The sequence below is a fragment of the Pseudomonas sp. GZD-222 genome, assembly GCF_049310525.1.
Taxonomy (GTDB): Bacteria; Pseudomonadota; Gammaproteobacteria; order Pseudomonadales; family Pseudomonadaceae; genus Aquipseudomonas.
Genome location: NZ_JBMOWO010000078.1, coordinates 47,878 through 72,070 on the forward strand (window position 1 = coordinate 47,878; position 24,193 = coordinate 72,070).

The following is a 24,193-nucleotide window of genomic DNA, read 5'->3' on the forward strand; positions in this document are numbered from 1 at the left end:
CCTGTAAAGTAACGGGCAAAATGCTCCGTTTTGCCAGCATGAACCGAACTCTATCATCACATTAAAAAAGGAATCAGGGCCTGTGGATAGACTGTTTCAACGGGCGTCGGCCGGGATGTGTGCGATCGCAACCTTGCTGCTACTGGGGTGGCTGCTCAAGTACAGCGCCTACGGTATCGACTTCACTGACGAAAGCTTCTATCTGACCTGGATTTCCAAGCCGTTCCTCTTCAGTGGCTCCACCACCCAGTTCGGCTTTGTCTACCACCCGCTCTACAAGCTGCTGGGGGGGGATATCGCTGCCTTGCGGCAAGCGAACATTCTCATCACCTTCGGCCTCGCCTGGGCGTTGTGTCATGTGTTCCTCAATTCGCTCTCGCCATACCAGGCCGGACAGCGCCTCCTCAGTTTGACACTGAGTGCTGGCCTGGCATCCGCAGCACTCTTGATTTTCCATACCTGGCTGGTGACTCCGAGCTACAACAGCCTGTCCCTGCAAGCGCTGATGATCGCTGCAATCGGCGTACTGATGGCTGACAAAAAACTGTATCGGAGCAGCGCGTTGGCCTGGATGCTGATCGGTGTCGGCGGCTGGCTGGCCTTCATGGCCAAGCCGAGCACCGCGATGGCGCTGGCACTGGCGGTGCTCACGTGGCTGCTGGCTGTGCATCGATGTGCCTTGCGCCCGACTCTGCTTGCTGTCGTCAGCGCCCTTGTGCCGTTGTTGGCCAGCGCCTGGTTGATCGACGGTTCTATCGCCACGTTCGTGGCGCGTCTTCAAAAGGGCATCCAACTTACCGAGGATATGGGCGGCGGGTATACGCTGGCCGAGATTCTGAGAATCGACCGTTTCGATCTGCACGGTGAGCCCGAGAACATACTGCTGGCGGTAACACACGCCGTTGCCGCCGTTACGGGATGCCTGGTTGCAAAAGAGCGGCGTTGGCGCTATCTGGGCTTGTCGTTGTTAGTGGTAGTCTTCGCCTTCACCGCTTCGTTGGCGCTCGGCCAGAACCACTGGGTTGCGCACCTTGGGAGCTTCCCGGGCATGTCGGTCTTCAGCGTGTTACTGGCCGCATTGCTGTTTTACCTGGCAACCGGGCGTCTCAGGACACTGGCGAGCATCACCCCAGCGCAGTGGGTCGTGGCCGCGCTGTTCATGGTGACGCCGCATATCTACGCATTTGGTGGCAATGGGAACTACTGGCAATTCGGGGGGGAGGCCGCAATTTTCTGGTTGCTCGCCGGATTGACTTTGTGGGCGCCGTTGATCCGCCAGCGGGGCTCCTGGCAGCCCCTGCTACCCGCGGTGCTTGTGATCCAGGCAATAGCGGCCACTGTCTTGCACGGTGGCCTCGAGAAGCCTTACCGCCAGCCCCAACCTTTGAGGCTCAACACCAGCGCTTTGTCGCTAGGGCCGGATGGAGCTACGTTGATGTTGTCTGACGGCTTTGCGCAGTACATTGCCGCCGCGGTGCAGGTGGCGCGCACAGCCGGCTTGCAACCCGGCACGCCGATGGTCGATCTTTCCGGCCAGTCTCCAGGCATCGTATTCGCGTTGGGCGCCGACAGTATCGGCCAGGCGTGGTTCATCGGCGGCTACCCCGGCAGTCTCAAGCGAGCAAGCACAGCGCTAGCGGCTGTGAGCTGCCAGACGATCGCTGCATCGTGGGTAGTTTGGGAGCCTGATGGCCCGCGCAGCCTGCCCGCCGAAACACTAGTGCAGCAGGGAGTCCGATTCCCCGAAGGCTATCGTCTGGCGGGGTCTTGGAAAACTGCGGAAGGAGCCGGTGGATATACCCACGCGCGGGAGCAGTTCTTGTATGTCCCCGTCAACATTGAAGAAAGCGCACGCGCTTGCCAAGCCAGAAGAGCACCATGATGCCAACCTCCGAAAATTTTTCGACGCCGCACAGTGGCCGCTTGGGCATCAGTGTCGTGGTGCCGGTTTATCGTAGCAAAGAAACCTTGCATGCCTTCCATGAACGGGTTTCGCAGCAACTTGATGTTCTCACCGACAACTGGGAACTGATCCTGGTCGACGATGCCAGCCCGGACGACACTTGGAGCGTGGCGTGTGAGCTCCATGAAAAGGACGCCCGTGTCAGGTGCATTCGCCTGGCGCGCAATTTCGGGCAACAGCATGCCACGCTGTGTGGCTTGAGCTATGCCAGCAAGGGCTACGTTTTCACCATCGATGACGATCTGCAGTGCTTTCCAGAAGACTTGCCGCTGTTCATCGAGCAACTCGAAACAGGTAAGCGGGTGGTCATCGGCAAGATCAATGCCCCCGAAAAACAGCACCACTGGTGGCGCAACCTCGGCTCTCGGCTCAACCAGCAGCTCGCAGGCAAGATCATTGGCAAGCCCAAGTCGATTGGCCTGTCCAGCTTCCGCGGCATGACCTTGGATGTGGCGCGCAAGCTCACGGCCTACAAGGGCGCACACCCGCACATCGCCGCGATGCTGTTCAAATCGGTGCCGCAATCGCTGGTTTGCAATGTACCCATCCGGCATGCTTCTCGCCTGGACGGCCAAGGGTCCACCTATTCAGTGGCCAAACTGATCAAGACGCTGTCGTACCTGGTCATCAACCACTCCTACATACCGCTGCGTTTCATGATCGGCTGGGGGGTGATAATCAGCTTGCTGAGTATCGCCTATGCCGGCTGGGTCATTATCCAGACGTTGATCGGCGACCATTCTGCTCCCGGCTGGGCTTCGTTAGCGGTGCTGGTGTCGTTCCTGAGCGGCAACATACTCCTGGCGCTGGGCGTGCTGGGGGAGTACCTGGGACGATTGGTGGAAGAAGCCAGCAGCATTGAACAATTTTCGGTTTTTGAAGAGAGGCTCTGATGTCAACTCGTCACGACCCTGCTTACCGCTTTCACATCTGCGATCACTTTGCTGCCGCTGCCATCGTAAAAAGCGGCAGCTTCGCCACGCTTGATGAAGTTGACACTATCACTCCGGGCAGCCTGGTGTACTGTCAGGCGCTTCATTATCTGCAGAAGGCTGCGAAGAATCCGCACATCTCAGCGGTGGTCTGCCCACCCGCGCTGGCTGTCGAACTGGCCGACACCGGCAAGGCAATCATCATCGCTGATGACCCGCGCCACACCTTCTTCGAGCTCTACCTGAGACTCAAAGTTAGCGGCGACATCCTTCCCCAGATGGACTTCGGCATCGGCGAAGATTGCCGCATCCACCCAAGTGCGGTGGTATCACCCAAAACGAAACTGGGTAATCGCGTGGTAATCGGGGCCCACAGTGTCATCGAAGACTATTGCGAGCTCGGCGACGATGTCGAGATCGCTGCCAACGTGGTCATCGGCGCCGAAGGTCTGTTGACCCTTCGCCAGGCAGACGGTCGGCTCTTACGGGTCAGCCATGCCGGCGGGGTTACGATCAGCGAGGGTTGCCAGGTCCTCTCCGGCGCGGTGATTGCCAAGTCACTGTTTCGTCGTTTCACCTTCATTGGCCCGCACAGCCAAGTTGGCATCATGACCAACATCGGCCATGGCGCTCATGTAGGTAAGGCGTGTGTCGTCTCGGGCAACTCTGTGATTGCCGGACGCAGCCGGCTGGAAGACCGAGTGTGGGTGGGTACCTCGGCCTCTGTCGCACAGGGGCTGGTCGTGGGCGAAGGTGCACAGATCAAGATGGGCGCGGTAGTGGTGGCCGATGTTCCGCCCGGCGCGGTGATGTCGGGCAACTTCGCCGTCAACCACCGCGTGAACATGGCCCGTTACTTGAAGGGGACTAACTGATGGAGCGCTACATGCTCAAGGTGGGGTTCAAAGGTGAGCGGGAATATATCCAGGGGCCGGATATTTTCAATCATACAATGCAGATCATTCGACAAAAGCATCTGGGTGAAATATGCGACGTCGAATTTCTCATCCAGCGCATGGCCACCAGCCACTTGCAACTTGAAATCGAACCTGCAGAAAACGCCCGCAAAGCTGACGCCGCTGACATTGCGATCATCAAGCTTGCGGTAGGCAACGAACGGCTGCAGGCTCGGATCACTGCAGCACCAGGTGTGCCGGAGCAACGCACACCGTACGACGAGTCGGTAGTTACCAGCTATTGCCAGATCGACAGCGATGCCAGAAGCATTCAACTGACCGACGACCGTTCCGACTACAACAGCATCGAAAAACTGGTTTCAATGAACAAGGCCTTGCATTTGGCTGTGCTTGAAAAGCCCGCAGGTACGCAATGGGTTTTCTGTCGCTGGGACAGCCCGAGCTGGCCTCTGCCTGAAGCGTTGACCTGCGCCACAGTCATACTGAGGCAAACGCTGGGAACGCGTTTGACCCGTGCAGACGTAATGCTGGATGACCACCGGCTGGGGCAAATCTACTTCAGTGCCAAGCAGGCATTATGATAGGCTCCGCGCTAGAAAAAAGCTGTTTGGCCTCAACCGGCGGCGTCCCGGCGTGCGCGCAGCAGCACTACATAACAGAACACAAGGAACACGAAATGCCCGTCACCCGTGAGAATATCGTCGACGTCATCCGCAAAGCCAAGGCAATCGAGGCACCGGAAAGCCTGCGTCCAGAGATGAGCATCACCGAACAAGGCGTTGACTCGCTGGGCCTGTTCAGCATCGTACTGGCCGTACAGGACGCCTATGGCATCGCAAACAACGATGCCGAGGTAGACCAGTTGCAGACCCTCGATGATCTCGTGGCGTACGCCAATACACACCAGGCCTGAGGCTCATGAGTGTTGGCCACTGGCGCCTCGTCAATCTGTTTCGAAAAGGTGCACGGTACCCGATCGTTCGATATGGCATCGTCGGTGTACTCAACAACCTGCGCGGTTACTTGATCTACCTGCTATTGACCTGGCTCTGGTTCGACCCCAAGACAGTGGTCGCGATCATGTACCCGGTGGCCGCCGCCATGGCCTATTTTGGACATGCACGCTATTCGTTTTCCTATGAAGGAAGTGCGCCGCACGGACTACTTCGTTACTGCATTGCCCATGCGATTGGTTACACCACGCAGATTGGAATCCTTTATGTGTTTCACGATGTGCTGGGGTACCCTCATCAACTGGTGCAAATTTTCGCCATTTTTGCCGTGGCCGGCATACTTTATCTGCTGCTTCGATACTTCGTGTTTCCCAAGCGGCCAACGCCATGCTGACCACTCCTGGTTTCCGTGAGCCCGTGCGCCAGCCAGAATAGCTACGGTGGACACCGCTACCTCCAGTGAGCTTCAAGTGATCATGCGCATCAAACTGTGGCTCATCGAGTGGGGCTGAAGGTCCTTCATGCTGCGCGAAATCAAGGTCGTAAACTGGCAACCTGAAACGAGCTTACAGGCGTATGACAAGGCCGCAGCGCCTACACTCGACATAATTACAAGCTGATGTTCCGAGTGCAGCTTCGACGGGCATCCTAAGTTAAAAGGTACTAACCCATGACTGAAAAGATTCCGTTCAACCGTCCGTTCATGACTGGCAAAGAACTGTACTACATCGCCGAAGCCAAGTTCGGCAACAAGCTGGCAGGCGACGGCCCCTTCACGAAGCGCTGCCACGAATGGCTGGAACACAAGAGCGGCTGCAAAAAGGCCTTGCTCACCCACTCCTGCACCGCCGCCCTGGAAATGGCTGCCCTGCTGCTGGACATTCAGCCGGGTGACGAAATCATCATGCCTGCGTACACCTTCGTCTCAACGGCCAATGCCTTTGTGCTGCGCGGGGGAGTGCCGGTGTTCGTGGACATTCGCGAGGACACCCTGAACCTCGACGAGCGCCTGATCGAGGCCGCCATCACGTCACGTACCCGCGCCATCGTGCCGGTTCATTATGCAGGCGTTGCCTGCGAAATGGACGCCATCATGGCGATAGCCGCACGCCACGGTCTGAAAGTGGTGGAGGATGCTGCCCAAGGGATCATGGCATCCTACAAAGGCCGCGCGCTGGGTAGCATTGGCGACCTGGGTGCCTACAGCTTCCATGAAACCAAGAATGTCATTTCTGGCGAAGGCGGCGCGTTGCTGGTCAACGACCCAACACTGGTACAGGGTGCAGAGATCATCCGCGAGAAGGGTACAGACCGTGGCCGCTTTTTCCGCGGTGAGGTGGACAAATACACCTGGCAAGAAGTGGGCTCGTCATTCTTGCCTGGGGAGATGATCGCAGCGTTCCTCTGGGCGCAGTTGGAGGAAGCCGAACGAATCACTGACGACCGCCTGGCGATCTGGCAGCGCTACCATGACCTGCTGCAACCACTGGAACAAAAAGACCTGCTGCGGCGGCCATTCATTCCAGTTGACTGCCAACACAATGCCCATATGTACTACGTGCTGCTGGCGCCCGAGATTGACCGTCGTCACGTGCTGACCGAGCTGAAGAAAAACGATATACACGCTGTTTTTCATTATGTCCCATTGCATGGTTCTCCTGCCGGGCAGCGCTACGCGCGCACCCATGGTGACCTGCCAGTCACCGAGCAGCAGTCGGAGCGACTGATGCGTCTACCACTGTGGGGAGGGCTGTCAGTTCAGCAGCAGATACGCATCGTCGAGGTGCTGAAAAACGCCGTAGCCTGATCATCTGCGCACCCACCCGCCCAGCAAAACACGTGCTATCAGTAGGTGTTTTTGTCTGGGTGCGGCGATCAACTCGATCGGGCTTGTCACTACCTGCCGCGCGAGCCAAGGCGGTACGGCAGGGCGCCGTCGATCCCATTGGGTCGACCACCAGCCCAGCTGAAATACGCGTACCCCAGCCCTACCAGCTATAAGTCACCTTGGCCGTAACCTCCAGCCCCGGAACTGACCAAGATTGGCGCCGCTGCTGCCAAGGCGGTGGGTCTTCCCAAGGACTGATCGTGAGCCTGCCGCACCTGGTCTTATTCCTCCTCAACGAACACGCTCACGCACAGGCCAACATCATGGTGAACTAAGCTGTTCAATGGTGTGGGTTGATCTGTCAGCACCCGCTATTTGAAGATTCACTCCAGGGGTCGGACATGGCAGATAAATATGTTGGAAAAATAGTTGGAGTTGGCACGGATAATGTTGACTACGTGATTAACATTTATCAGGACGAGACCGTTGAACGCTCCTCAAATGGCATGATTCGACATGAAGGCCTGAAGCACTTCGAAATGCAATTTGGTGGTGACGTGAAAAAAATTTCCGAAACTGAGTACGAGATTGTGGCTACTGGCGTGCGGGTCACTGTGCAAGATGGTCAAAGCTAAGACGATCAAGCTTTCATGCGCGCACCTGGAATAGGGGCGCATGGCAGGCCTGGTTAATCACTCAGCATGCTGGGCCTTTGCATCTGGATCACCTGTCGACACCACGCTACAGTGCGGGGAAGGGCAAGTAACGCCCAAACCACGGACAAGGAGGTTGTAGATGCTCGCGAAGCTGTTGGTGACAGTTGGAATTGTCTTTTACGCTGTGGTCGTACCCGTCCTTGAGGTCAATGACACCCATGTTTTCAACCAGGCATGGGAGCCCCACGCCCGTCTGCATGAGACTTGGCAATTATTTACCAACACCGCGATTGGAGCCTTCAGTGTCTGGCTCGTGTGGGGCAAAGATAACCTCAAGCTAGCTAGCCTTCTCACGGTGTTTGTAACCGGCGGATTTTTAATGGCTTACTGGCTCCGCGATGGGTACGGTGGTTCGATGGTGCTCACAGACGGTTCAGAAAAAATGATCCTGGGGATTAATCTCGGCCTGTTTGCATACACGCTGGCTATTCTGCTGGCGGGGGTTGCTGTTGCCATCGAGTGGCGGAGTCGAGATGTGCAAACAGAACCCTGACGGCGAGAGGTCCAGGCGTTGGCACGTCAGGCAAGCTGTAGTAAGCGATATCAGTTGCTTGCTGCGTATGGACCTAATTGCTGAAAAAGATCGCCGCCGCCGAGCCTACATTGAACAGGCGGTAGCATCACGCGAATGTTGGGTCGCCTGCAAGGCCAGCGATCCTGGTGTCGTGATAGGTTACGGTTGCCTGGATCAGAGCTTTTTCGGCGAATGGTTTATCCCTCTGGTGATCGTTTCAAACGATGTAAGACGTTCTGGAGTCGGCAGGAAAATCATGGCTCATCTGGAACAACACGCTGCTGCGGAAAAGATTTTTACGTCCACCAACGCGTCCAATAGGCCTATGCGACAATTGTTGATACAGCTTGGTTATCAGCACAGCGGCACCATAGAGAATCTTGATCCTGGAGATCCGGAGCTGATTTTTGTGCGATTTTTGAATTAGTGGCAGCGCGCGCTGCCGCTCAATATTAAGGATTGATGTTGTGCCGAACACAGTGATTGTTAAAAGGAAGGTGTTATTCGGTGACTGCGACCCGGAAGGGATTGTCTATACACCCAGGTTTTCGTACTTCGTTATTGAGGCTGTTCATGATGCGCTGAGCGTTTGGCTTGCCGGTCCTGGATTAAGAACCCTGTTTGGTTTTGATATACTGCCTCCCGCCAGAGCGTTCTCGCTAGAGTTTCTTCATCCCGTTACCTGGGATGAAGAACTTTCTATGAAGGTAAGTGTTTCCAGTGTTGGGCGTCACTCATTCACATTTCTGGTCGAGGGTAATGTCGCATCAGGTATTTTGGCCTTTACCTCCAGCCTTACTCACGTTTGCATTTCGCCGGTTAGCAGAGAAGTTATACCGGTCCCTGAGCAGCTGCGGGCGCTGCTCCAGCCTCGAGCGTTGGAAATGCCGGGACTGGCTGGCCAGTCTACCTAATTCATATTCACACTAATAAGTATAGCGAACTGTAACATTGTCAGTCCCCGGTGCGGCTAATATTTACAGGTGGTGTAGTAATTTGACCTTGAGCGCGGATTAATAATTAAAAAAGGGTTGTGCTTGTCCGTAACTATCCATGAATTTTAATGGGGTGTCGGAGGGCGTCACATGAAAGGCTCGGCGAAAGTAGCGGCATCGGATTCTGGCGCAAGTGGCATGATGCTTTTGTTGTTTTTCAGCTTGTTTTTTGCAGGTTGTGCACAAAATCCTGATATCCGAATGGGGCGTGATCATACCTCTGGTACGACCGCGAAGAGTCCACCAGATTATCTGGTGTGTGTGAAAGATGAGCTTCCAGTGGGTTCGAAAACCTATACGCTAGAGCAAAATGGTTCGGTCAAATTTTTTCTTGATAGCACTGATCCCAATGAGGCTACGGGCCTTGTCGAAGTCAAGAGTTCAGGGACGCATCATTCATTCTCTGCCTATCAAAGGGATGCCTGGTATGACCATGGAAGGCTGCTTGATGCTGCGCTTATGTGTTCAAAGGCATAGATGATGGTTGGTGAGCCAGAAGCCCAGTTTAGCGCTGGGCTTTTTGCATCTATCTCTGACCTGTCAGCGAATAGCGCGTGACATTATCCATTGTTCCTTGCCCCAGGCCTTGAACTGCTCTTCCTCGGTCCAGCCACGCTTGGCATAGTAAGCCCGCTGATCACTGGTGTGCAGATACAAGGTTTTGATGCCTACGTCCTGTGCGTGGGAGCCAATACCCTCGATCAGCTGCTCGGCAATTCCCGTCCCCCTTGCCGAAGGGGTAACGAACACACAAGCGAGCCAAGGGCCAAGGTCGGGACGGGAGGACAGGTCGTCAGTCGCGAGGGCGGCCCCTCCCAGTAGCTGATCGTGATCCAGGGCGATCAGGCATTTCCATCTGTCATTGCGCTGGCCTTCAGCGAATTCTTGTTGCCACTGCGCTAGTGGCAAATCCTCAAATTCGTAATGGAATTGCTGGTGAACCCATCGAGCGAAAGTGTCGCAATAGGTCATATGATTTTCTAGCCAGTCAATAGTGGGCATGGGCGTCCTGCTCTGAAAAACCACTGAATGTGTCATGACACAGGATTGCAGGGGCATATCCTGATCAGCGTTATTTTGACTGCTGCCTCTCGGCATGAATGCCGGGCATTGTGGCGGATTTCGACCAGAAAGTGAGTGGTGGCGTATTGCCATTTCTTCTGTAGAATCGCCGCGGGCCGATCCCCGGTCCGGCCAATGAAGGCGCAATGGAGCGGTATTGATGACGTTTCGGAAGATGGTTGGGGCAGTGATAGTTGCAGCATGTGTGGGAATTCAGGGTTGCGCCAGCATTGTCGGCGAATCGCGCTATCCAGTGGCGGTCTCGAGCGCACCGCCAGGCGCCACGTTCGAAATTACCGACGAAGATGGAGCGCTGGTCCACACCGGCAACACTCCGAGTACGGTCACCCTGAAGTCGGGCAGTGGCTACTTCTCCGGTCAGACCTATAAGCTGCACTTCAAAAAGGACGGCTACCCGGATAAGAGTATCGAGCTGGACTCCAGTCTGAGCGGTTGGTATTGGGGCAACATTCTGATCGGTGGTTTGATCGGTATGCTTATTGTCGATCCGCTCACGGGGGCAATGTACAAGCTTCCTGAGCACGCATCAGCCGATATGGGTCAGCCGCTGGTCAAGAACTCAGACGAGTTGAAAATAGGTTTCATTGATGATTTGAGCGCCGCTCAGCGCGAGCGGCTGGTTCCGGTCAACTGATTCATATTGGCCAAGGTAAGACCTGTTTCTCGCGGCGCGAGAAACGCACAGCGCCACGGTTTGCGTATTCGCAATTACGTGGCGCTGAATGCCTTTGCGCTAGATCTGCATCAAGTATGCGGGACCGTTCACCGGGCTCGCATCGTGCTCGGCGTTCATTCGAGCGCAGTGCACCATTGCGTCTTCCTTGCCTGTGTAGCTGGGTTTCAGCCGTATCTTTTCCTGATTGTCGTAAATATCGAAGCCGCCAGATACGGTTGTCGCGTAAAAGCGGGTGCCAGTGCGGAAGGATTCCTGCTCTATCGGCACCGCCGGAACAATAACGAATCGTGGTTGCATTTTTTTGTGCCTCCCCAGGCAGACATCTAACTATTAGTCATCCATTTGGGTTGCTGCAACAAAGTGGCGAGGCAGGCGACCAGAGGTATGAACACTACCTCGTGATTACTCTCTGCCCGATTTCGGAGTATCCGTTTCTTTGCTGCACGTGGATGAGTTGAAGAAAGTAACCGGCTGTCATATAAATGCCATTAACGATAATGCTAACTATTCTCAGATCTATCGCTATTGTGTATCCTCGCCGCCGCGTGGGCGGCAACCCGGATTGCTGCCGGTAACCAGTGCTATTTGGGGATGGGGATGGATGACAAGAAAGGGGCTGTTGCGATTCTGCAATGGCGTGCCAGTTTCCTGGGCGAGGGTGTGCTTCAGGAAGCTGCTTATGATCAGGCATTGATCGCAGCGGAGCGATTGGAGCGTTCGGGTTCAGTCAGTGCCAGTGAATGGTTGGACATGGTGCGTCAGGCCAATGCCGCTTTGCTTCGGCAGCAAAGCTAGGTAGATTCGCTAGAGTGGCGGATGACCGGTAACTTAACTCAGCACCCACACCAGCAGTGATAGTAGCGCCGCGAGGAGCGTGCCCAGCACCGCGCAGTATTCGATCTTGGAGTGCCGCGCATGCAGGCGCACGTCTTCGAAGTACTGGGTTTGGGTGGGGGCGTTGGGGCTATGCCGAAGGTCTTCGGCCAGATCCTGAAGACGATGCTCGATAATGCTTCCAACGGCATAGTAGGTCGCGAGGTGGCTGGCGATAAAGATCAACAGGTATTTCATGCTCGCTTCCTGACGTTGACGATTCGAATCCCCTGGCTTATACAGGCGTCCCTTTTTACCAACAGCGCTGCTGCAGGAACTGAAGATGCACGACGAGCTGGATATCCACGAGCCTGAACACGATCACTTGCTCGATCATGACTTCTACGACCTCGACCCTGCACAGCAGGACGAAGTTGACCCCTTGTTCGATCCCCAGGACGACGAGCAAGTCGACGCCCTGGATGAGGTGGACTGGGACGAGGGCGTCGATCCACTGGATGACCTGTAGTCACGCGTGGCCGAACTAGCGCCCATCCACCGAGAACCTGCCAGCGCCAGTCACAGACAGCAACAGCAAGCCCCCACAAATACTCAGATTCTTGAAGAACTGCACGCTGTTGGCTGCGCGCGCCGGGTCGACCATGGTCCAGAACGGGTGGCCGATCACCGCGGTGCCGATCACGAACAAGGCGAACAGGAAGGCTAACGGCCGCGTGTAGAAACCCAGAATCAGCAGGATTGCGACGAAGAACTCCATGATTACCGCGACCGCGGCTGCGACCGTGGGCATGGGGGCGCCCAGTGACGCCAGGTAGTCCACCGTACCGTCAAATCCGGTCAGTTTGCTCCAGCCGGACATGACGAACAGGATCATCAACAAGATCCGCGCCAGTAAAATGATCACATCCCGCTGGCTGTCGAACAGGGTATAGCGCATGGTCGCCTTCCTTTGTTATAGGGCAATTTTACCTTAGCAGCTGGTTGCTGCCTTTGCGCCAGGGGAAGAGGAATCGCAGACAGCAAAAAGGCGCCTCGAAGGCGCCTTTTTCAGAAGATGGTGCGAGTGGCGGGACTCGAACCCGCAAGGCTCACGCCGGCAGATTTTAAGTCTGCTGTGTATACCAATTCCACCACACTCGCACAGGTTTGAAAGGGTCTGGCGACCGGGGCGCGTTGTTGGATACAAGCCCTGGAGAAAACGCATTCTCTCCGCAATCAAGCGAGCTTTATAACTCATCGTTATATTTGAGTCAACCGCCGGGAAGGTGGCTGGACCGGCCTTCTCTGGCGTTTGAGCAATCAATCGCCGACGCCTTCAATGGCTTCTGTCGTTGGCGTCGGAACAGATTTGTCACGCCACTGGAATTGCGCGCGGTGTTGGCTGTCTATGCTTGAATACAACTGTGGTTTGCGTGGAGCTGCCATGAGTTCTTCTGATCGCTCGGATTTGCACAGCATGCAGGCCAGTCGTTACGAGCAACTGGTGCAGGCGGTTGTGGATTACGCCATCTACATGCTCGATCGGGACGGTCATGTGGTTTCCTGGAATGCAGGTGCCCAGCGGATCAAGGGCTGGACCGCCGCGGAAGTCATCGGCAAGCATTTCTCGTTGTTTTTCACCGAGCAGGACCGACTTGAAGGCAAACCTGCCGTATTGCTCGAGCGCGCCCTGCGCACTGGTGTTGCCCAGGACGAGGGCTGGCGCGTGCGAAAGGACGGTACACGTTTCTGGGCTCTGGCAGCACTGGATTTGATCCGCTCGGCGGATGGCGAAATTATCGGCCTGGCGAAGATCACCCGGGATATCACCGATCGCCGTGAAGCCGCCTTGCAGCTCGATGCCATGCGCGCACAGTTGTTCCAGTCGCAGAAACTTGAAGCCCTCGGTTTGTTGACGGGGGGGATGGCCCATGACTTCAACAATTTGCTGACCATCATCATCGGTTCGGCGCGACTGGCCCTCAACAGCAGCGACCCGCAACGCAGTCAGCGTTTGCTTGAGCACATCCTCGATGCCGGCGAGCGGGGTACGCAAATGACCCAGCAGTTGCTCAGCTTTGCCCGCTACAAGGCCTTGAAGGCGGGAAGGGTGCAGGTGTCGACACTGGTTGAGTCGATTCGTCTGCTACTGGTCCATGCATTGCCCAAGGGTGTCGAATTGCAGGTTCAGCTGGAGGAGGGCCTGCACGATATCGAAGTCGATGGCGGGCAATTGCAGATGGTCCTGCTCAATCTGATCCTCAATGCCCGTGATGCCGTGGACAATCAAGGTGTGATCTGCCTGAGCGGATGCAACTGTCAGCTGGACGGCGAGGTCGAAGACTTGCATGGGACTTTCGTGCAGCTGGACGTCAGCGATGATGGTCGAGGCATCGCGCCTAGTGTGTTGCCGCGGATATTTGAACCGTTTTTCACCACCAAGGCCTTCGGCAAAGGAACCGGACTGGGGTTGAGCCAGGTCTACGGTTTTACCAAGCAGAGTAATGGCGCAGTCAAGGTTGCCAGCGTCCCGGGTGAGGGCACGTGCATGACCTTGTACCTGCCGGCCTTCCAGCCGGACATTGCTACGACGAACTGAGCAGGTGCGCGTATCGTGGAACAACTCAAACGTCTTGCAAGTGGCATTGATGGTCTCGACGCGCTGCTCAAAGGCGGGCTGATTGCTGGCGCCTCGTACATTGTTCAGGGGCGTCCGGGGTCGGGGAAGACCATTCTGGCCAACCAGTTGGCGTTCAACCATGTCCGTCAGGGTGGACGCGTGCTGGTCGCCACGCTGTTGAGCGAATCTCACGAGCGTCTGTTTCAGTACCTTTCGACCTTGAGCTTTTATGATGCTGCACTGGTAGGCCAGCAGATCCAGTTCATCAGTGCCTTCGATACGCTGGAAAGCGAAGGCCTGGATCCGGTGGTCAAACTGCTGCGTGGCGAAATCAGCCGTCATCAGGCGTCGTTGCTGATTGTCGATGGCTTGCTCACGGCCAGGTCAAGGGCCGAAACAGCGCTGGATACCAAGAAGTTCATTGCCGGGCTGCAAGGCCATGCGGCATTTGCGGGCTGTACGGTTGTGTTTCTTACCAGTTCACGGCTGGATAACGGCAGCCCTGAGCACACAATGGTCGACGGCGTGATCGAGCTGAATGAAGCATTGATTGGCAATCGTTCGGTGCGCAGCGTCCAGGTCCTCAAGACGCGCGGTAGTGGTGCCTTGTCGGGTCTGCATGAATGCAAGATCACCGAGGGCGGCATGCAGGTCTACCCGCGTCTTGAGTCGCTGTATAGCTACCCCAGTGGTATGGGCAGTGGCGAGTTGGGCCGGGTTGCCAGTGGGATCAAGGTCCTCGATGAATTGCTCGGCGGCGGTTTGCCTGGCGGCTCGATGACCTTGGTAATGGGCCCATCCGGGATAGGTAAAACCTCCCTGGGCGTGAATTTTCTCGCCGCAGCCACTGTGGAGGAGCCCGGGCTGCATTTCGGTTTCTACGAAACACCCCCGCGCTTGCGCCTGAAGGCCAGTGCCCTGGGGCACGATTTCCTGGCCATGGAGCGCACGGGTGCGCTGCATATCGCGTGGCAGCCGACCACCGAGGGGCTGCTCGATGAGGTCGGCACGCGGCTGCTGCACCAGGTTCAGGCGCAGGGTATTCGACGTGTGTTTATTGATAGCCTTGGGGCCTTTACCCGGCTGGCCACCTATCCGGCACGGCTCAACGAGTTCTTCCGGGGGTTGACCGGAGAGCTGCGAGCCCGCGATGTCAGTGTCATGGCAACGTGGGAGATGCGCGATATCTTCGGTTCGGAAATCAATGCACCGGCGCCGGATCTGTCGAGTATTGTCGACAACCTGTTATTGATGCGCTTTGTCGAACTGGATTCGGAGCTCAAGCGCTTGCTGTCGATTCTCAAAGTGCGCGACAGCGACTACGACCCGGCGCTACTGGAATTGATCATCAGCGATCACGGGATCGATCTGAAAAAAGCGTTCACGCAGGCCACCGCGGTGCTTTCCGGCACTCCGACGCCCGTGGCGGGCACGTGAGCCTGCAGGCTGGACGGTCATGAGTACGATTCTGGTCGTTGACGACGAGTACCTGATTGCCAGTATTTTGGGGATGCTTCTGGAAGATGAGGGTTTTGACGTTGTAAAGGTCGGCAATGGCGAATTGGCACTGGAGGCGTTGGCGCGCACACGCTTTGAACTGGTGATCACCGATTACATGATGCCCAGGCTCAATGGCAAGGAGCTGGCGATGAAAATCCGCGAGAACGCGCAACTGCAGTGTCTGCCGGTCATTTTAATCAGCGGCGCTCAGGCGCATGAGGGATGGGATTGTCCTGAGTTGTTCGCGGCAGTGTTCGATAAACCCTTCGATATCCCCACGTTGATTGCCAAGGTCAACGAATTGCTCCGCCCACCCGAGTCGTCATAAAGCCATTGTGGCCCACCACCAGGGTTGACGGGGTCAGGGTCAAGCGCATCCGTGCGGCTTGAGTCAGCGAGTGTTACTCGTGGTGGCTGTCCCCTTTTTCCGGTGCCGGGCTGCCGGCCTGAATGCGCTTGAAAATTTCTTCGCGGTGCACCTGAACATCTTTAGGCGCATCGATGCCAATTCTCACTTGCATACCTTTGACGCCCAGAATGGTGACTTTGATGTCATCGTTGATGACGATGCTTTCGCCAACCTTGCGGGTGAGTATCAGCATGTATATCTCCTTGGTAACGTAAGTTGCTTTGCGGGCCGTACCCGCACAAGCCGGGAGCGCGCTGAGCGCGTCCCTCTTTTCCTTCATTAAAGACGCTTTCGGCGGATATTAATTCCCCCGAACACATAATCTGTAGTGAGTCTTTAGTCGCAGGTGCCCAAAGGGGCGAATGAGCATTTCGTGGCAACGAACGCTGCTCACACCCGCAAGCATAGGGGGCTTGAGCGAATATGGGAAATTTCTCTGCATGATATGAGAACTGAGGTCTTTTGTATCGATTTTCAAGGGGGACAAAGGCTTTTCAAGAACGACGCCAGGCGCACTTCCTCTACGTCCAGGCCCTTGCGTTTGCGTGCTCGCGGCAGGTTGGCCAGTTCCCCGCGGGCAAAACATTCAAGCAGGGCCGGGTGGATGTAGCAGCGCCGACAGACGGCGGGGGTATTGCCCAGGCGCAGGGCGACCTGCTTGACGGTGTCGACGATCTGCCGGCGTGCTTCCGGTTCTGGCTGCCATTGCAGCTTGCGCAACAGGCTCAGGGCCAGCGCGCTACCGGCCCAGGTGCGGTAGTCCTTGGCGGTAAAGTCACTGCCGGTCAATTGTTGCAGGTAGGCGTTGACGTCGCCCGAGCCGACGCTGTGGCGATTGCCTTGTTCATCCTGATACTGGAACAGGTCCTGGCCGGGCAGGTCCATACAACGTTTGATCAGGTTGGCCAGGCGCCGGTTGCGCAGGGTCACCTGGTGCTCGATGCCGCTCTTGCCACGAAAGCGAAAGCGGATGGCGATGCCCTGAACCTTGACGTGGCGGTTACGCAAGGTGGTCAGGCCGAAGGAATTGTTGTCGCGGGCGTACTGGCGATTGCCGACCCTGATCAGGGTGGTGTCGAGCAGGCTGACGACCAGGGCCATGACTTTCTCCCGGTCCATGCCGGGGCGTGCCAGGTGGCTGTCCAGCTGGCTGCGCAGCTTGGGTAGCAGGCTGGCGAAGGCTTGCATGCGGGCGTACTTGTGGCTGTCACGAAAATCGCGCCAGCGAGCATGATAGCGGTACTGCTTGCGGCCACGGGCATCGCGCCCGGTGGCCTGGATATGGCCTTGCGGGTCGGCGCAGATCCACACATCGGTATAGGCCGGGGGAATGACCAAGGCCTTGATTCGTTCTAGCGTGGCCGGGTCGTTGATGCGTTGGCCGCAGTCATCGAAATAGACGAACCGTCCGCGCAGAGTTTTGCGGCGCAGGCCTGGCTGGCTGTCTTCGACGTAGTGCAGGCTGGCGGGGAGGGTGGTTTCGTCCATGGCACAAGTCCGCTGACAGAATCTGTACTATGGACCGCGCGATCAGCCCAGCAGTGCCACCGACTTGATCTGTGCCATCAGTTGCTGGCCGTTGTGCAGGCCCAACTGGTCGGCCGAGTAGCGGGTAATGCGGGCCAACAGCACGCTGCCGGCGGCATCGAGGCTGACCAGGACGTGGGCACTGTTGTCTGCCGGTTGATGACCGCTAACCCGCACCGGCAGCCGGTTGAGGATGCTCGAGCTGGCATCTTCGGCCAGGCTCAGGCTGACATCCCGTGCCTGGACCTTGAGCCGCAATGGCGTGCCCAGCGCCTGTGGTTCGTGGGCCAGGCGCAGTTCCAGGGTGCTGCCTGGCAGTTGCAGGCCGAGCAACTGGTAGTGGCTGTCATAGCTGCTGACCTGGCCTTCGATGATCACCCCGGCATCGTCGCCCTGGGCCAGCGGCAGGTCGAGGCGCGCGAGGGTGGCGGCAATCGGGCCGCTGGCCTGGACCTTGCCCTGTTCCAGCAGCACCAGATGATCCGCCAGGCGTGCCACTTCATCCTGGGCATGGCTGACATAGATCAGCGGGATTTCCAGTTCACTGTGCAGGCGCTCAAGGTACGGCAGGATCTCGCGCTTGCGCGGGCCGTCGAGGGCCGCCAGGGGTTCGTCCATCAACAGTAGTTGCGGGCTGCTGAGCAAGGCGCGGGCAATGCCGACGCGTTGCGCTTCGCCACCAGAAAGAGTACCGGGCTTGCGTTCGAGCAAGTGCCCGATGCCCAGCAGCGCGCAGGCCTGCTCGAGGCTGACCTTGCGTGCCTGGGCGGGAATGCGGCGCCAGCCGAAGGTCAGGTTGCCGTGGACGCTCAGGTGCGGGAACAGGCTGGGCTCCTGGAACACGTAGCCGACCGGGCGCAGGTGCGGGGCAACGAAATGGTTGCGCCGCGAATCCTGCCAGATCTGCCCGTTGACCTCGATATAGGCCTCGGACGCCCGTTCCAGGCCGGCCAGGCAGCGCAGGCAGGTGGTCTTGCCCGAACCCGAGTGGCCAAACAGGGCGCTGATACCGCGGCCAGGCAATTGCAGGTCGACGTCCAGCGCGAAGCTGTCACGGGCGACCTTGAGCCGGGCATGAATCATCTTGTGCAAGGCTCAGCTCCAGGCCGATTTGCCCTGGCGGCTGGAGTACAGCGCCAGCAGCACGAGGAACGAGAATACCAGCATGGCGCCAGCCAGCCAGTGCGCTTGCAGGTATTCCATGGCTTCGACATGGTCGAAGATCTGTACCGACACTACACGGGTCTTGTCGGGAATGTTGCCACCGATCATCAGCACCACGCCGAACTCACCCACGGTATGGGCAAAGCCGAGGATGCTGGCGGTAATGAAACCGGGGCGGGCAAGCGGCAGCACGACATGGACGAAGCTGTCCCAGGGGCTGGCCCGCAGGGTAGCCGCCACTTCCAATGGGCGTTCGCCGATGGCGCTGAAGGCGTTCTGCAACGGTTGCACGACAAAGGGCATTGAATAGATCACCGAACCAATCACCAAGCCACTGAAGCTGAACACTACCGTGCCCAGCCCCAGCGCCTCGGTGGTCTGACCGATCCAGCCGTTCGGCCCCAGGGCCAGCAGCAGGTAAAAGCCGATCACGGTCGGTGGCAGTACCAGCGGCAGGGCCACCACCGCGCCCACCGGCCCGCGTAGCCACGAGCGCGTGCGCGCCAGCCACCAGGCGATGGGCGTACCCACCAGCAACAGGATAAGAGTGGTCAGACTGGCCAGTTTGAAGGTCAGCCAGATGGCACCCAGGTCGCTGGCATCGAGTGGCATCAGATTTCGTAACCGTAGGACTTGATGACCGCAGCGGCTTTCGGGCCTTTGAGGTACTCGACCAGGGCTTTGGCGGCGGCGCTGTCCTTGCCTTTATTGAGGATCACGGCATCTTGCTTGATCGGCTCATGCAGGCTGGACGGTACGATCCAGGCCGAACCCTCGGTGACTTTGCCGTCCTTGTAGATTTGCGACAAGGCGACAAAGCCCAGTTCGGCATTGCCGGTGGACACGAACTGGAAGGCCTGGGTGATGTTCTGGCCTTCGACCAGCTTGGCCTTGGTCGCCTCGGTCAGCTTGAGCTTGTCCAGCACCTGGGTGGCAGCCAGGCCATAGGGCGCAGCTTTCGGGTTGGCGATGGACAAGTGCTTGAACGCATTCTTTTGCAGCACCTCGCCCTTGGCATCGACGTAGCCAGGTTTGGCCGACCACAATGCCAGGGTGCCGACCGCATAGGTGAAGCGCGAACCCTTGACGCTGTCGCCTTCGCTTTCGAGCTTGGCCGGGGTGCTGTCGTCGGCGGCAAGGAAAACTTCGAACGGCGCGCCGTTCTTGATCTGCGCATAGAACTGCCCGGTAGCGCCGTAGGCGGCGACCAGCTTGTGCCCGGTATCTTTTTCGAAATCCTTGGCGATGGCCTGGATCGGCGCGGTGAAGTTGGCCGCGACAGCCACCTGGACCTCATCGGCCCACGCACTGTTGAAGGTCATGAAGGTGGCCAGGGTGGCCAGGGCAAAACGAGGTGCGCACTTACTCATGAAACACAGCTCCATGGACTGAGGGGTAATCGCTATATACATGAATATATAGCGATTTCCCGACAAACGGAAAGCACTGCTTTAACCCCGTAGTTGCGCCAGGGCTTTTTCCGCCAGGTTGCGCGTCAGCTCGCCGGCGGGGAATGCCCGGGTCAGACGCGCCGCCTGACCAGCCCAGAGGTTGCTGAAGTCGCTGCTGCCGGCAGGCTCGCTAATCGCGCGCAAGGGCATCAGGGCGCCGCCAGCCAGGGGGAAGCGCGGCGCCAGGGTGCTGACCGGCCCCAGCTCACGCATGATCCGGGTAGTGATGCCGCGGGCCGGGCGGCCAGTAAATATGTTGGTCAGGGCCGTGTCGCTGTCCTTGGCGCTGCTCAGCGCCTGGCGGTGGGCAGCGGAGATCTTGGCCTCGGGGCACAGCAGGTAAGCGGTGCCCAGTTGCACCGCCGAAGCACCCAGGGCCAGGGCGGCAACGATACCGCGATGGTCGCCGATGCCGCCTGCGGCGATCACTGGCACCTTCACCGCATCGACCACCTGCGGCACCAGTGCCAGGGTGCCGACCTGAGTGTTGAGGTCAGTGCTCAGGAACATCCCGCGATGGCCTCCGGCTTCATAACCCATGGCAATGATCGCGTCGCAGCCGTGCTGCTCCAGCCAGATAGCTTCGTCCACGGTGGTGGCGCTGGACAGCACCTTCGCCCCGCTGGCCTTGACCCGTGCCAGCAGGCTGGCCTCGGGCAGGCCGAAGTGGAAGCTGACCACGGCGGGCTTGAATGCTTCGATCAGTTGGCAGCTGGCGTCGTCGAACGGTGCGCGGTTGGACACCGGCGTCGGTGCGTCGTAGTCGGCGCCCAGCTCGTCATAGTAAGGTTTGAGCGCTTGTTTCCAGGCTGCATCGCCGGCCGGGTCGGGCTGCGGAGGCTGGTGGCAGAAGAAATTGACGTTGAGCGGGCCGTTGCTGGCCTGCTTGAAGGCCTGCAGCTCGGCGCGGATCTGCTCCAGGCTCAAGGTCGCGCAGGGCAGCGATCCCAGGCCGCCGGCATTGCTGACGGCAATGGCCATGGCCGAGCCGGTGGAACCGGCCATGGGCGCCTGAAGGATCGGCAGTTCGATACCTAACAGATCGAGGAGACGGGGGTCCGGCCAGTGGCTCATGCCTGGGATTCCTTGTGCGGTATGACCCTTACAGGGCTTTGCTCACCTTGATGTCGGTGATTTTTTTCGCGTCTTCACCATGGAGCTTCTCGAGGGCGGCTTGCACTTCTTCAGGGGCATCGCTGTTCAACTGGGCGAAGTCGAAACGACGCTCGCCGTCGATCTTGTACTTGATGACGTACTTGGTGGTCTGGCTCATGGCTTATCTCAGTTTCGACGACGAACGGCGGATGAACTTGATCTTGTGGGTGAAGGTCGGCTTGGTGACGGCCGACAATGCACGCGGGCCAACGGTATCGATAGTGATGTTCCAGAAGCCGGTGCTGGGCACAGTGATCTTCGCCGGGAAGTCGACGAAAGCGCCGCCGTGGTAGGTGTGGCGCCCGCCATTCTTGAAGCTGCGGAAGTTGGCGTCGTTCATCAGGCGGATGTTGCAGCGCTGGGAACACTCGATGACGACAATGTCGTCTTCATTGAGGTGTTCGCGCTGGTGTACGAATTTCATGTTGCTCTCCGCAATGGATCTTTGGGCAAATCAAAACGATACCATGATCAACGGTTACACTGTCGCCCTTCGTGCCTGACCCAGGATAAATCTGCCAATCAAGGGAGCAAAATGGTCTGGGCGCGGTCAGAGTCTTTTTCCGTGGTGGAGGTGTAGCTTGATGAAGTGGGTTGTTGCAGCGTTGGCAGTTACGCTGGGTGGTTGTGTCAGCGTGTCCGAGCTTGAAAGCTCGCCGGAAACATTGAACGTGATTTCCGGCAAAAAACCTCAGGAGTACGCCACCTGCGTACAGCAACAGTTGGCTGAAACCCGGGGGCCCCTGGAAGTGGAGTCGCGCCACGATGGCCTGCGCCTGGTCGTGCCGCAAAAGGTCGGTGCAGGGCCCGCAGCCCTGGTCGACATCAACGAGCGCGGAAGTGGCAGCAGCATCAAGCTGTATGAGCGCCTGAACAACTTCCCGCTGCGCCTGGGTGACGTGAAGACTGCGGCGACGCGCTGCATCTCCGGATGAGTCTGTTGATGCCATCGCGGGGCAAGCCCGCTCCCACCGACTCAGCGACCTCCCTGTGGGAGCGGGCTTGCCCCGCTCATTAGCCCAATCAACGCCCACAACCGCGGATCCTCGAAATCCGCGACCACCAGATGCGCTCCTGCAGCGAGCAGCGCCTCGGGCGCCTGACTGGTGGACAGGTCAACGGTGAAGATCCCCGCGCGGCTGGCGGCTGTCACCCCCGGGACCGAGTCCTCGAATGCCAGGGCATGACCGGCCTTTGCCTGCAGGCATTCAAGACCGGTGAGGTAGGGCAGCGGATCCGGTTTCGCCCGGGGTAGCTCTTCTGCCACCAGCACATGTTCGAAACGCTCGCCCAGACCCATGGCATTGAGCATGTGTACGGCATTGGCCCGTGGGGCATTGGTCACCACGGCCATGCCGATACCGGCCTGTTCGGCATGCCCCAGCAAGCGGATCAGTCCGGCGGTGGGCTGCAGTGTCGGCGACAGGGCACGAAAACGGGCTTCCTTGCGGTCGGCGAAATCCTGGTGCTCGGCCAGCGGGCGATCGGGGAACAGGTAGCGGCACAGATCGGCGTTGGCCCGGCCGCTGACGTGGGCGTCGAACTCCGCCTCGGTCAATACCCGGCCTTCTTCCAGCAACAACTGTTGCATGGCCAGCAGGTGGAGTTTGTCGGTATCGGTCAGGGTACCGTCGAGGTCAAACAGCAAGGCTTCAAGCATTCCAGGTATCCGCAGCGGTGGCCGCTCATCATAACCCGATCACAGGGGCTGGTCAGTTCGCGCCGAAAAGAGTACAAATGTACTCCATGAACAGACTATCGCCCAAACGCAGTGCCATCCTCACTTTTATTCGTGAGCGTATTGCCGAGCATGGCCAGCCACCGAGCCTGGCCGACATCGCCACCGCCTTCGGGTTTGCTTCGCGCAGCGTGGCGCGCAAGCATATCCAGGCCCTGGCCGAGGCCGGCTTCATCGAGGTCACCCGCAACCAGGCCCGGGGCATTCGTCTGGCCGGGGCCCTGCGTCGGCCCGAGGTGCTGGAGATTCCGGTGCTGGGGCAAGTGGCCGCAGGGCGACCCATTGGCCCGGACGTCGATATCCACGAGCAGTTGATGCTCGACGCCCAGTTGTTCAGCCGTTCACCCGACTACCTGCTCAAGGTGCGCGGTGACTCGATGCTCGATGACGGCATCCTCGACGGCGATCTGGTTGGCATCAAGCAGCAGGCCGAAGCCCGTGACGGGCAGATCATCGTCGCCCGCCTCGATGGCGAGGTGACCATCAAGCGCTTCGAGCGGGTCAGCGCCCAGCAGTACCGCCTGCTGCCGCGCAACCCGGCGTATGCCCCGATCGAGGTCGGCCCTGGCCAGGACTTTGTCATCGAGGGCGTGTTCTGCGGTCTGGTGAGGCGCGGCTGATGGGCGCCGTAGTCAGCCTTGATGGCCTGCTCGACCAGCGCCGGGTCTGGAAGGGGCGCCCTCAGCTTCAGGCTCAGGGCCTGCAGCCTAGCGGCCATGCCGCGCTGGACCGGGCACTGCCGGGGGGCGGCTGGCCACCCGCTGCGCTCACTGAACTATTGCTGGCCGCGCAGGGCTGTGGCGAGCTGCACTTGCTCTGGCCCAGCCTGGCCCGCCTGACCGCCAGTGGCGAGCGGGTGGTGCTGGTGGCGCCGCCCTTTATTCCTTACGCGCCCGCCTGGCAGGCTGCCGGGGTCGACCTGCAGTGGCTGACCCTGGTCGAGACGGCAGCGGACGAGGTGCTCTGGGCTGCCGAGCAATGCCTGCGTTCGGGCAGTTGCGGTGCTGTGCTGTGCTGGCCGCACAAGGCCGATGACCGCTCCTTGCGGCGTTTGCAGGTGGCGGCTGAAAGCGGCCAGACCCTGGCCTTTGCCTTGCGCCCGCTGCAGGCAGCCTTGAACCCTTCACCGGCGGCGTTGCGCATTGCCATCGATGCCCAACCGGCCCAATGGCGGGTGCTCAAATGCCGCGGCGGTCTGGCGCCGTCAATGCCCATCGCCTGTGCCGGGCGAGGCTGATG

At 58.6% G+C, this 24,193-nt stretch carries 34 protein-coding genes and 1 tRNA gene; 21 read left to right on the top strand and 14 right to left on the bottom strand.

All coding sequences use genetic code 11. The annotated features are described in order from the left end of the window. Positions 1-82: 82 nt before the first annotated feature. From ACO6VD_RS14650 to ACO6VD_RS14705, 12 genes are all read left to right on the top strand, one after another. Positions 83-1,882, top strand: a complete 1,800-nt coding sequence (locus ACO6VD_RS14650) for a hypothetical protein (RefSeq protein ID WP_422420011.1) — start codon at positions 83-85, stop codon at positions 1,880-1,882. Beyond that, the gene (locus ACO6VD_RS14655; protein WP_422420012.1) at positions 1,882-2,856 is read left to right on the top strand and encodes a glycosyltransferase family 2 protein; all 975 of its coding nucleotides are present in this window, start codon (positions 1,882-1,884) and stop codon (positions 2,854-2,856) included. The genes ACO6VD_RS14650 and ACO6VD_RS14655 overlap by 1 nt, the downstream gene beginning before the upstream one ends. Further along, the gene (locus ACO6VD_RS14660; protein WP_422420014.1) at positions 2,856-3,770 is read left to right on the top strand and encodes a DapH/DapD/GlmU-related protein; all 915 of its coding nucleotides are present in this window, start codon (positions 2,856-2,858) and stop codon (positions 3,768-3,770) included. Before ACO6VD_RS14655 ends, ACO6VD_RS14660 begins: the two co-directional genes overlap by 1 nt. Then, entirely contained in the window at positions 3,770-4,393 is a 624-nt protein-coding gene (locus tag ACO6VD_RS14665) for a hypothetical protein (RefSeq protein ID WP_422420016.1), read from the top strand. The genes ACO6VD_RS14660 and ACO6VD_RS14665 overlap by 1 nt, the downstream gene beginning before the upstream one ends. Positions 4,394-4,488: 95 nt before the next feature. After that, the gene (locus tag ACO6VD_RS14670) at positions 4,489-4,725 is read left to right on the top strand and encodes an acyl carrier protein (protein ID WP_422420018.1); all 237 of its coding nucleotides are present in this window, start codon (positions 4,489-4,491) and stop codon (positions 4,723-4,725) included. 5 nt (positions 4,726-4,730) lie between these two features. Next, complete coding sequence (locus tag ACO6VD_RS14675; protein ID WP_422420020.1) at positions 4,731-5,159, top strand: GtrA family protein; 429 nt, start codon at positions 4,731-4,733, stop codon at positions 5,157-5,159. A gap of 276 nt (positions 5,160-5,435) precedes the next feature. Then, positions 5,436-6,572, top strand: a complete 1,137-nt coding sequence (gene rffA / locus ACO6VD_RS14680) for a dTDP-4-amino-4,6-dideoxygalactose transaminase (protein WP_422420022.1) — start codon at positions 5,436-5,438, stop codon at positions 6,570-6,572. Positions 6,573-6,994: 422 nt separating this feature from the next. Further along, the gene (locus ACO6VD_RS14685) at positions 6,995-7,228 is read left to right on the top strand and encodes a hypothetical protein (RefSeq protein WP_422420024.1); all 234 of its coding nucleotides are present in this window, start codon (positions 6,995-6,997) and stop codon (positions 7,226-7,228) included. A 160-nt stretch (positions 7,229-7,388) separates the two neighbouring features. Further along, positions 7,389-7,802, top strand: a complete 414-nt coding sequence (locus ACO6VD_RS14690; protein ID WP_422420025.1) for a hypothetical protein — start codon at positions 7,389-7,391, stop codon at positions 7,800-7,802. 67 nt (positions 7,803-7,869) lie between these two features. Continuing rightward, positions 7,870-8,250 carry a GNAT family N-acetyltransferase gene (locus ACO6VD_RS14695; RefSeq protein WP_422420245.1) on the top strand — a complete coding sequence of 127 codons (381 nt, stop codon included), beginning with the start codon at positions 7,870-7,872 and terminating at the stop codon, positions 8,248-8,250. 40 nt (positions 8,251-8,290) lie between these two features. After that, positions 8,291-8,737, top strand: coding sequence for an acyl-CoA thioesterase (locus tag ACO6VD_RS14700; RefSeq protein WP_422420027.1), 447 nt, complete (start codon positions 8,291-8,293; stop codon positions 8,735-8,737). A gap of 171 nt (positions 8,738-8,908) precedes the next feature. Next, a complete protein-coding gene (locus ACO6VD_RS14705) occupies positions 8,909-9,295 on the top strand; it encodes a hypothetical protein (protein ID WP_422420029.1) in 387 nt (128 codons plus the stop codon). Positions 9,296-9,358: 63 nt separating this feature from the next. On the opposite strand, the gene ACO6VD_RS14710 is transcribed toward ACO6VD_RS14705, so the two are convergent. Then, complete coding sequence (locus ACO6VD_RS14710) at positions 9,359-9,820, bottom strand: GNAT family N-acetyltransferase (protein ID WP_422420031.1); 462 nt, start codon at positions 9,818-9,820, stop codon at positions 9,359-9,361. 220 nt (positions 9,821-10,040) lie between these two features. Between ACO6VD_RS14710 and ACO6VD_RS14715 the strand changes: the two genes are divergently transcribed. Continuing rightward, a complete protein-coding gene (locus ACO6VD_RS14715; RefSeq protein ID WP_422420033.1) occupies positions 10,041-10,535 on the top strand; it encodes a hypothetical protein in 495 nt (164 codons plus the stop codon). A 99-nt stretch (positions 10,536-10,634) separates the two neighbouring features. On the opposite strand, the gene ACO6VD_RS14720 is transcribed toward ACO6VD_RS14715, so the two are convergent. After that, a complete protein-coding gene (locus ACO6VD_RS14720; protein WP_422420035.1) occupies positions 10,635-10,874 on the bottom strand; it encodes a hypothetical protein in 240 nt (79 codons plus the stop codon). Between the two features lie 300 nt (positions 10,875-11,174). On the opposite strand from ACO6VD_RS14720, the gene ACO6VD_RS14725 reads away from it, so the two are divergent. Continuing rightward, positions 11,175-11,372 carry a hypothetical protein gene (locus ACO6VD_RS14725; protein WP_422420037.1) on the top strand — a complete coding sequence of 66 codons (198 nt, stop codon included), beginning with the start codon at positions 11,175-11,177 and terminating at the stop codon, positions 11,370-11,372. A 33-nt stretch (positions 11,373-11,405) separates the two neighbouring features. Here the strand turns inward: ACO6VD_RS14725 and ACO6VD_RS14730 are convergent, their stop codons facing one another. After that, a complete protein-coding gene (locus tag ACO6VD_RS14730; protein WP_422420039.1) occupies positions 11,406-11,648 on the bottom strand; it encodes a hypothetical protein in 243 nt (80 codons plus the stop codon). Positions 11,649-11,733: 85 nt separating this feature from the next. On the opposite strand from ACO6VD_RS14730, the gene ACO6VD_RS14735 reads away from it, so the two are divergent. Continuing rightward, the gene (locus ACO6VD_RS14735; protein ID WP_422420040.1) at positions 11,734-11,919 is read left to right on the top strand and encodes a hypothetical protein; all 186 of its coding nucleotides are present in this window, start codon (positions 11,734-11,736) and stop codon (positions 11,917-11,919) included. Between the two features lie 15 nt (positions 11,920-11,934). Here the strand turns inward: ACO6VD_RS14735 and ACO6VD_RS14740 are convergent, their stop codons facing one another. Further along, positions 11,935-12,348, bottom strand: a complete 414-nt coding sequence (locus ACO6VD_RS14740; protein WP_400170635.1) for a DoxX family protein — start codon at positions 12,346-12,348, stop codon at positions 11,935-11,937. Positions 12,349-12,466: 118 nt separating this feature from the next. After that, positions 12,467-12,551: transfer RNA gene (locus tag ACO6VD_RS14745), tRNA-Leu, on the bottom strand. Between the two features lie 283 nt (positions 12,552-12,834). Between ACO6VD_RS14745 and ACO6VD_RS14750 the strand changes: the two genes are divergently transcribed. The 3 genes from ACO6VD_RS14750 to ACO6VD_RS14760 are packed head-to-tail and all read left to right on the top strand — an operon-like array spanning position 12,835 to position 15,838. Then, entirely contained in the window at positions 12,835-13,989 is a 1,155-nt protein-coding gene (locus ACO6VD_RS14750) for a two-component system sensor histidine kinase NtrB (RefSeq protein WP_422420042.1), read from the top strand. 12 nt (positions 13,990-14,001) lie between these two features. Beyond that, positions 14,002-15,447, top strand: a complete 1,446-nt coding sequence (locus ACO6VD_RS14755; protein WP_422420247.1) for an ATPase domain-containing protein — start codon at positions 14,002-14,004, stop codon at positions 15,445-15,447. A 19-nt stretch (positions 15,448-15,466) separates the two neighbouring features. Continuing rightward, positions 15,467-15,838, top strand: coding sequence for a response regulator (locus ACO6VD_RS14760; protein ID WP_422420044.1), 372 nt, complete (start codon positions 15,467-15,469; stop codon positions 15,836-15,838). A gap of 73 nt (positions 15,839-15,911) precedes the next feature. On the opposite strand, the gene csrA is transcribed toward ACO6VD_RS14760, so the two are convergent. From csrA to ACO6VD_RS14800, 8 genes are all read right to left on the bottom strand, one after another. After that, positions 15,912-16,112 (bottom strand): carbon storage regulator CsrA, encoded by a 201-nt coding sequence (gene csrA / locus ACO6VD_RS14765; protein WP_136476935.1) that lies wholly within the window; start codon positions 16,110-16,112, stop codon positions 15,912-15,914. A 281-nt stretch (positions 16,113-16,393) separates the two neighbouring features. Next, positions 16,394-17,407, bottom strand: coding sequence for a DNA topoisomerase IB (locus ACO6VD_RS14770; protein ID WP_422420046.1), 1,014 nt, complete (start codon positions 17,405-17,407; stop codon positions 16,394-16,396). A gap of 42 nt (positions 17,408-17,449) precedes the next feature. Next, positions 17,450-18,538, bottom strand: coding sequence for a molybdenum ABC transporter ATP-binding protein (gene modC / locus ACO6VD_RS14775; RefSeq protein WP_422420048.1), 1,089 nt, complete (start codon positions 18,536-18,538; stop codon positions 17,450-17,452). 3 nt (positions 18,539-18,541) lie between these two features. Beyond that, complete coding sequence (gene modB, locus ACO6VD_RS14780; protein WP_422420050.1) at positions 18,542-19,222, bottom strand: molybdate ABC transporter permease subunit; 681 nt, start codon at positions 19,220-19,222, stop codon at positions 18,542-18,544. Then, positions 19,222-19,980 carry a molybdate ABC transporter substrate-binding protein gene (gene modA / locus ACO6VD_RS14785; RefSeq protein ID WP_422420052.1) on the bottom strand — a complete coding sequence of 253 codons (759 nt, stop codon included), beginning with the start codon at positions 19,978-19,980 and terminating at the stop codon, positions 19,222-19,224. Before modA ends, modB begins: the two co-directional genes overlap by 1 nt. 81 nt (positions 19,981-20,061) lie before the next feature. Beyond that, positions 20,062-21,135 (bottom strand): NAD(P)H-dependent flavin oxidoreductase, encoded by a 1,074-nt coding sequence (locus ACO6VD_RS14790; RefSeq protein WP_422420053.1) that lies wholly within the window; start codon positions 21,133-21,135, stop codon positions 20,062-20,064. Between the two features lie 28 nt (positions 21,136-21,163). Then, positions 21,164-21,334: a hypothetical protein gene (locus tag ACO6VD_RS14795; RefSeq protein ID WP_400170643.1), complete on the bottom strand. Its 171-nt coding sequence runs from the start codon at positions 21,332-21,334 to the stop codon at positions 21,164-21,166. A 3-nt stretch (positions 21,335-21,337) separates the two neighbouring features. Next, entirely contained in the window at positions 21,338-21,640 is a 303-nt protein-coding gene (locus ACO6VD_RS14800; protein WP_038612501.1) for a DUF1883 domain-containing protein, read from the bottom strand. Positions 21,641-21,800: 160 nt separating this feature from the next. Between ACO6VD_RS14800 and ACO6VD_RS14805 the strand changes: the two genes are divergently transcribed. Further along, on the top strand, positions 21,801-22,151 hold the full coding sequence (locus tag ACO6VD_RS14805) for a hypothetical protein (protein ID WP_422420056.1): 351 nt from the start codon (positions 21,801-21,803) through the stop codon (positions 22,149-22,151). Between the two features lie 41 nt (positions 22,152-22,192). Here the strand turns inward: ACO6VD_RS14805 and ACO6VD_RS14810 are convergent, their stop codons facing one another. Next, positions 22,193-22,876, bottom strand: coding sequence for an HAD family hydrolase (locus ACO6VD_RS14810; RefSeq protein WP_422420058.1), 684 nt, complete (start codon positions 22,874-22,876; stop codon positions 22,193-22,195). 77 nt (positions 22,877-22,953) lie between these two features. Here ACO6VD_RS14810 and lexA point away from each other — a divergent pair, with 77 nt between their 5' ends. Beyond that, positions 22,954-23,574, top strand: a complete 621-nt coding sequence (gene lexA, locus ACO6VD_RS14815) for a transcriptional repressor LexA (protein ID WP_422420060.1) — start codon at positions 22,954-22,956, stop codon at positions 23,572-23,574. After that, positions 23,574-24,191 carry a translesion DNA synthesis-associated protein ImuA gene (imuA, locus tag ACO6VD_RS14820; protein ID WP_422420062.1) on the top strand — a complete coding sequence of 206 codons (618 nt, stop codon included), beginning with the start codon at positions 23,574-23,576 and terminating at the stop codon, positions 24,189-24,191. Before lexA ends, imuA begins: the two co-directional genes overlap by 1 nt. Positions 24,192-24,193 lie beyond the last annotated feature (2 nt).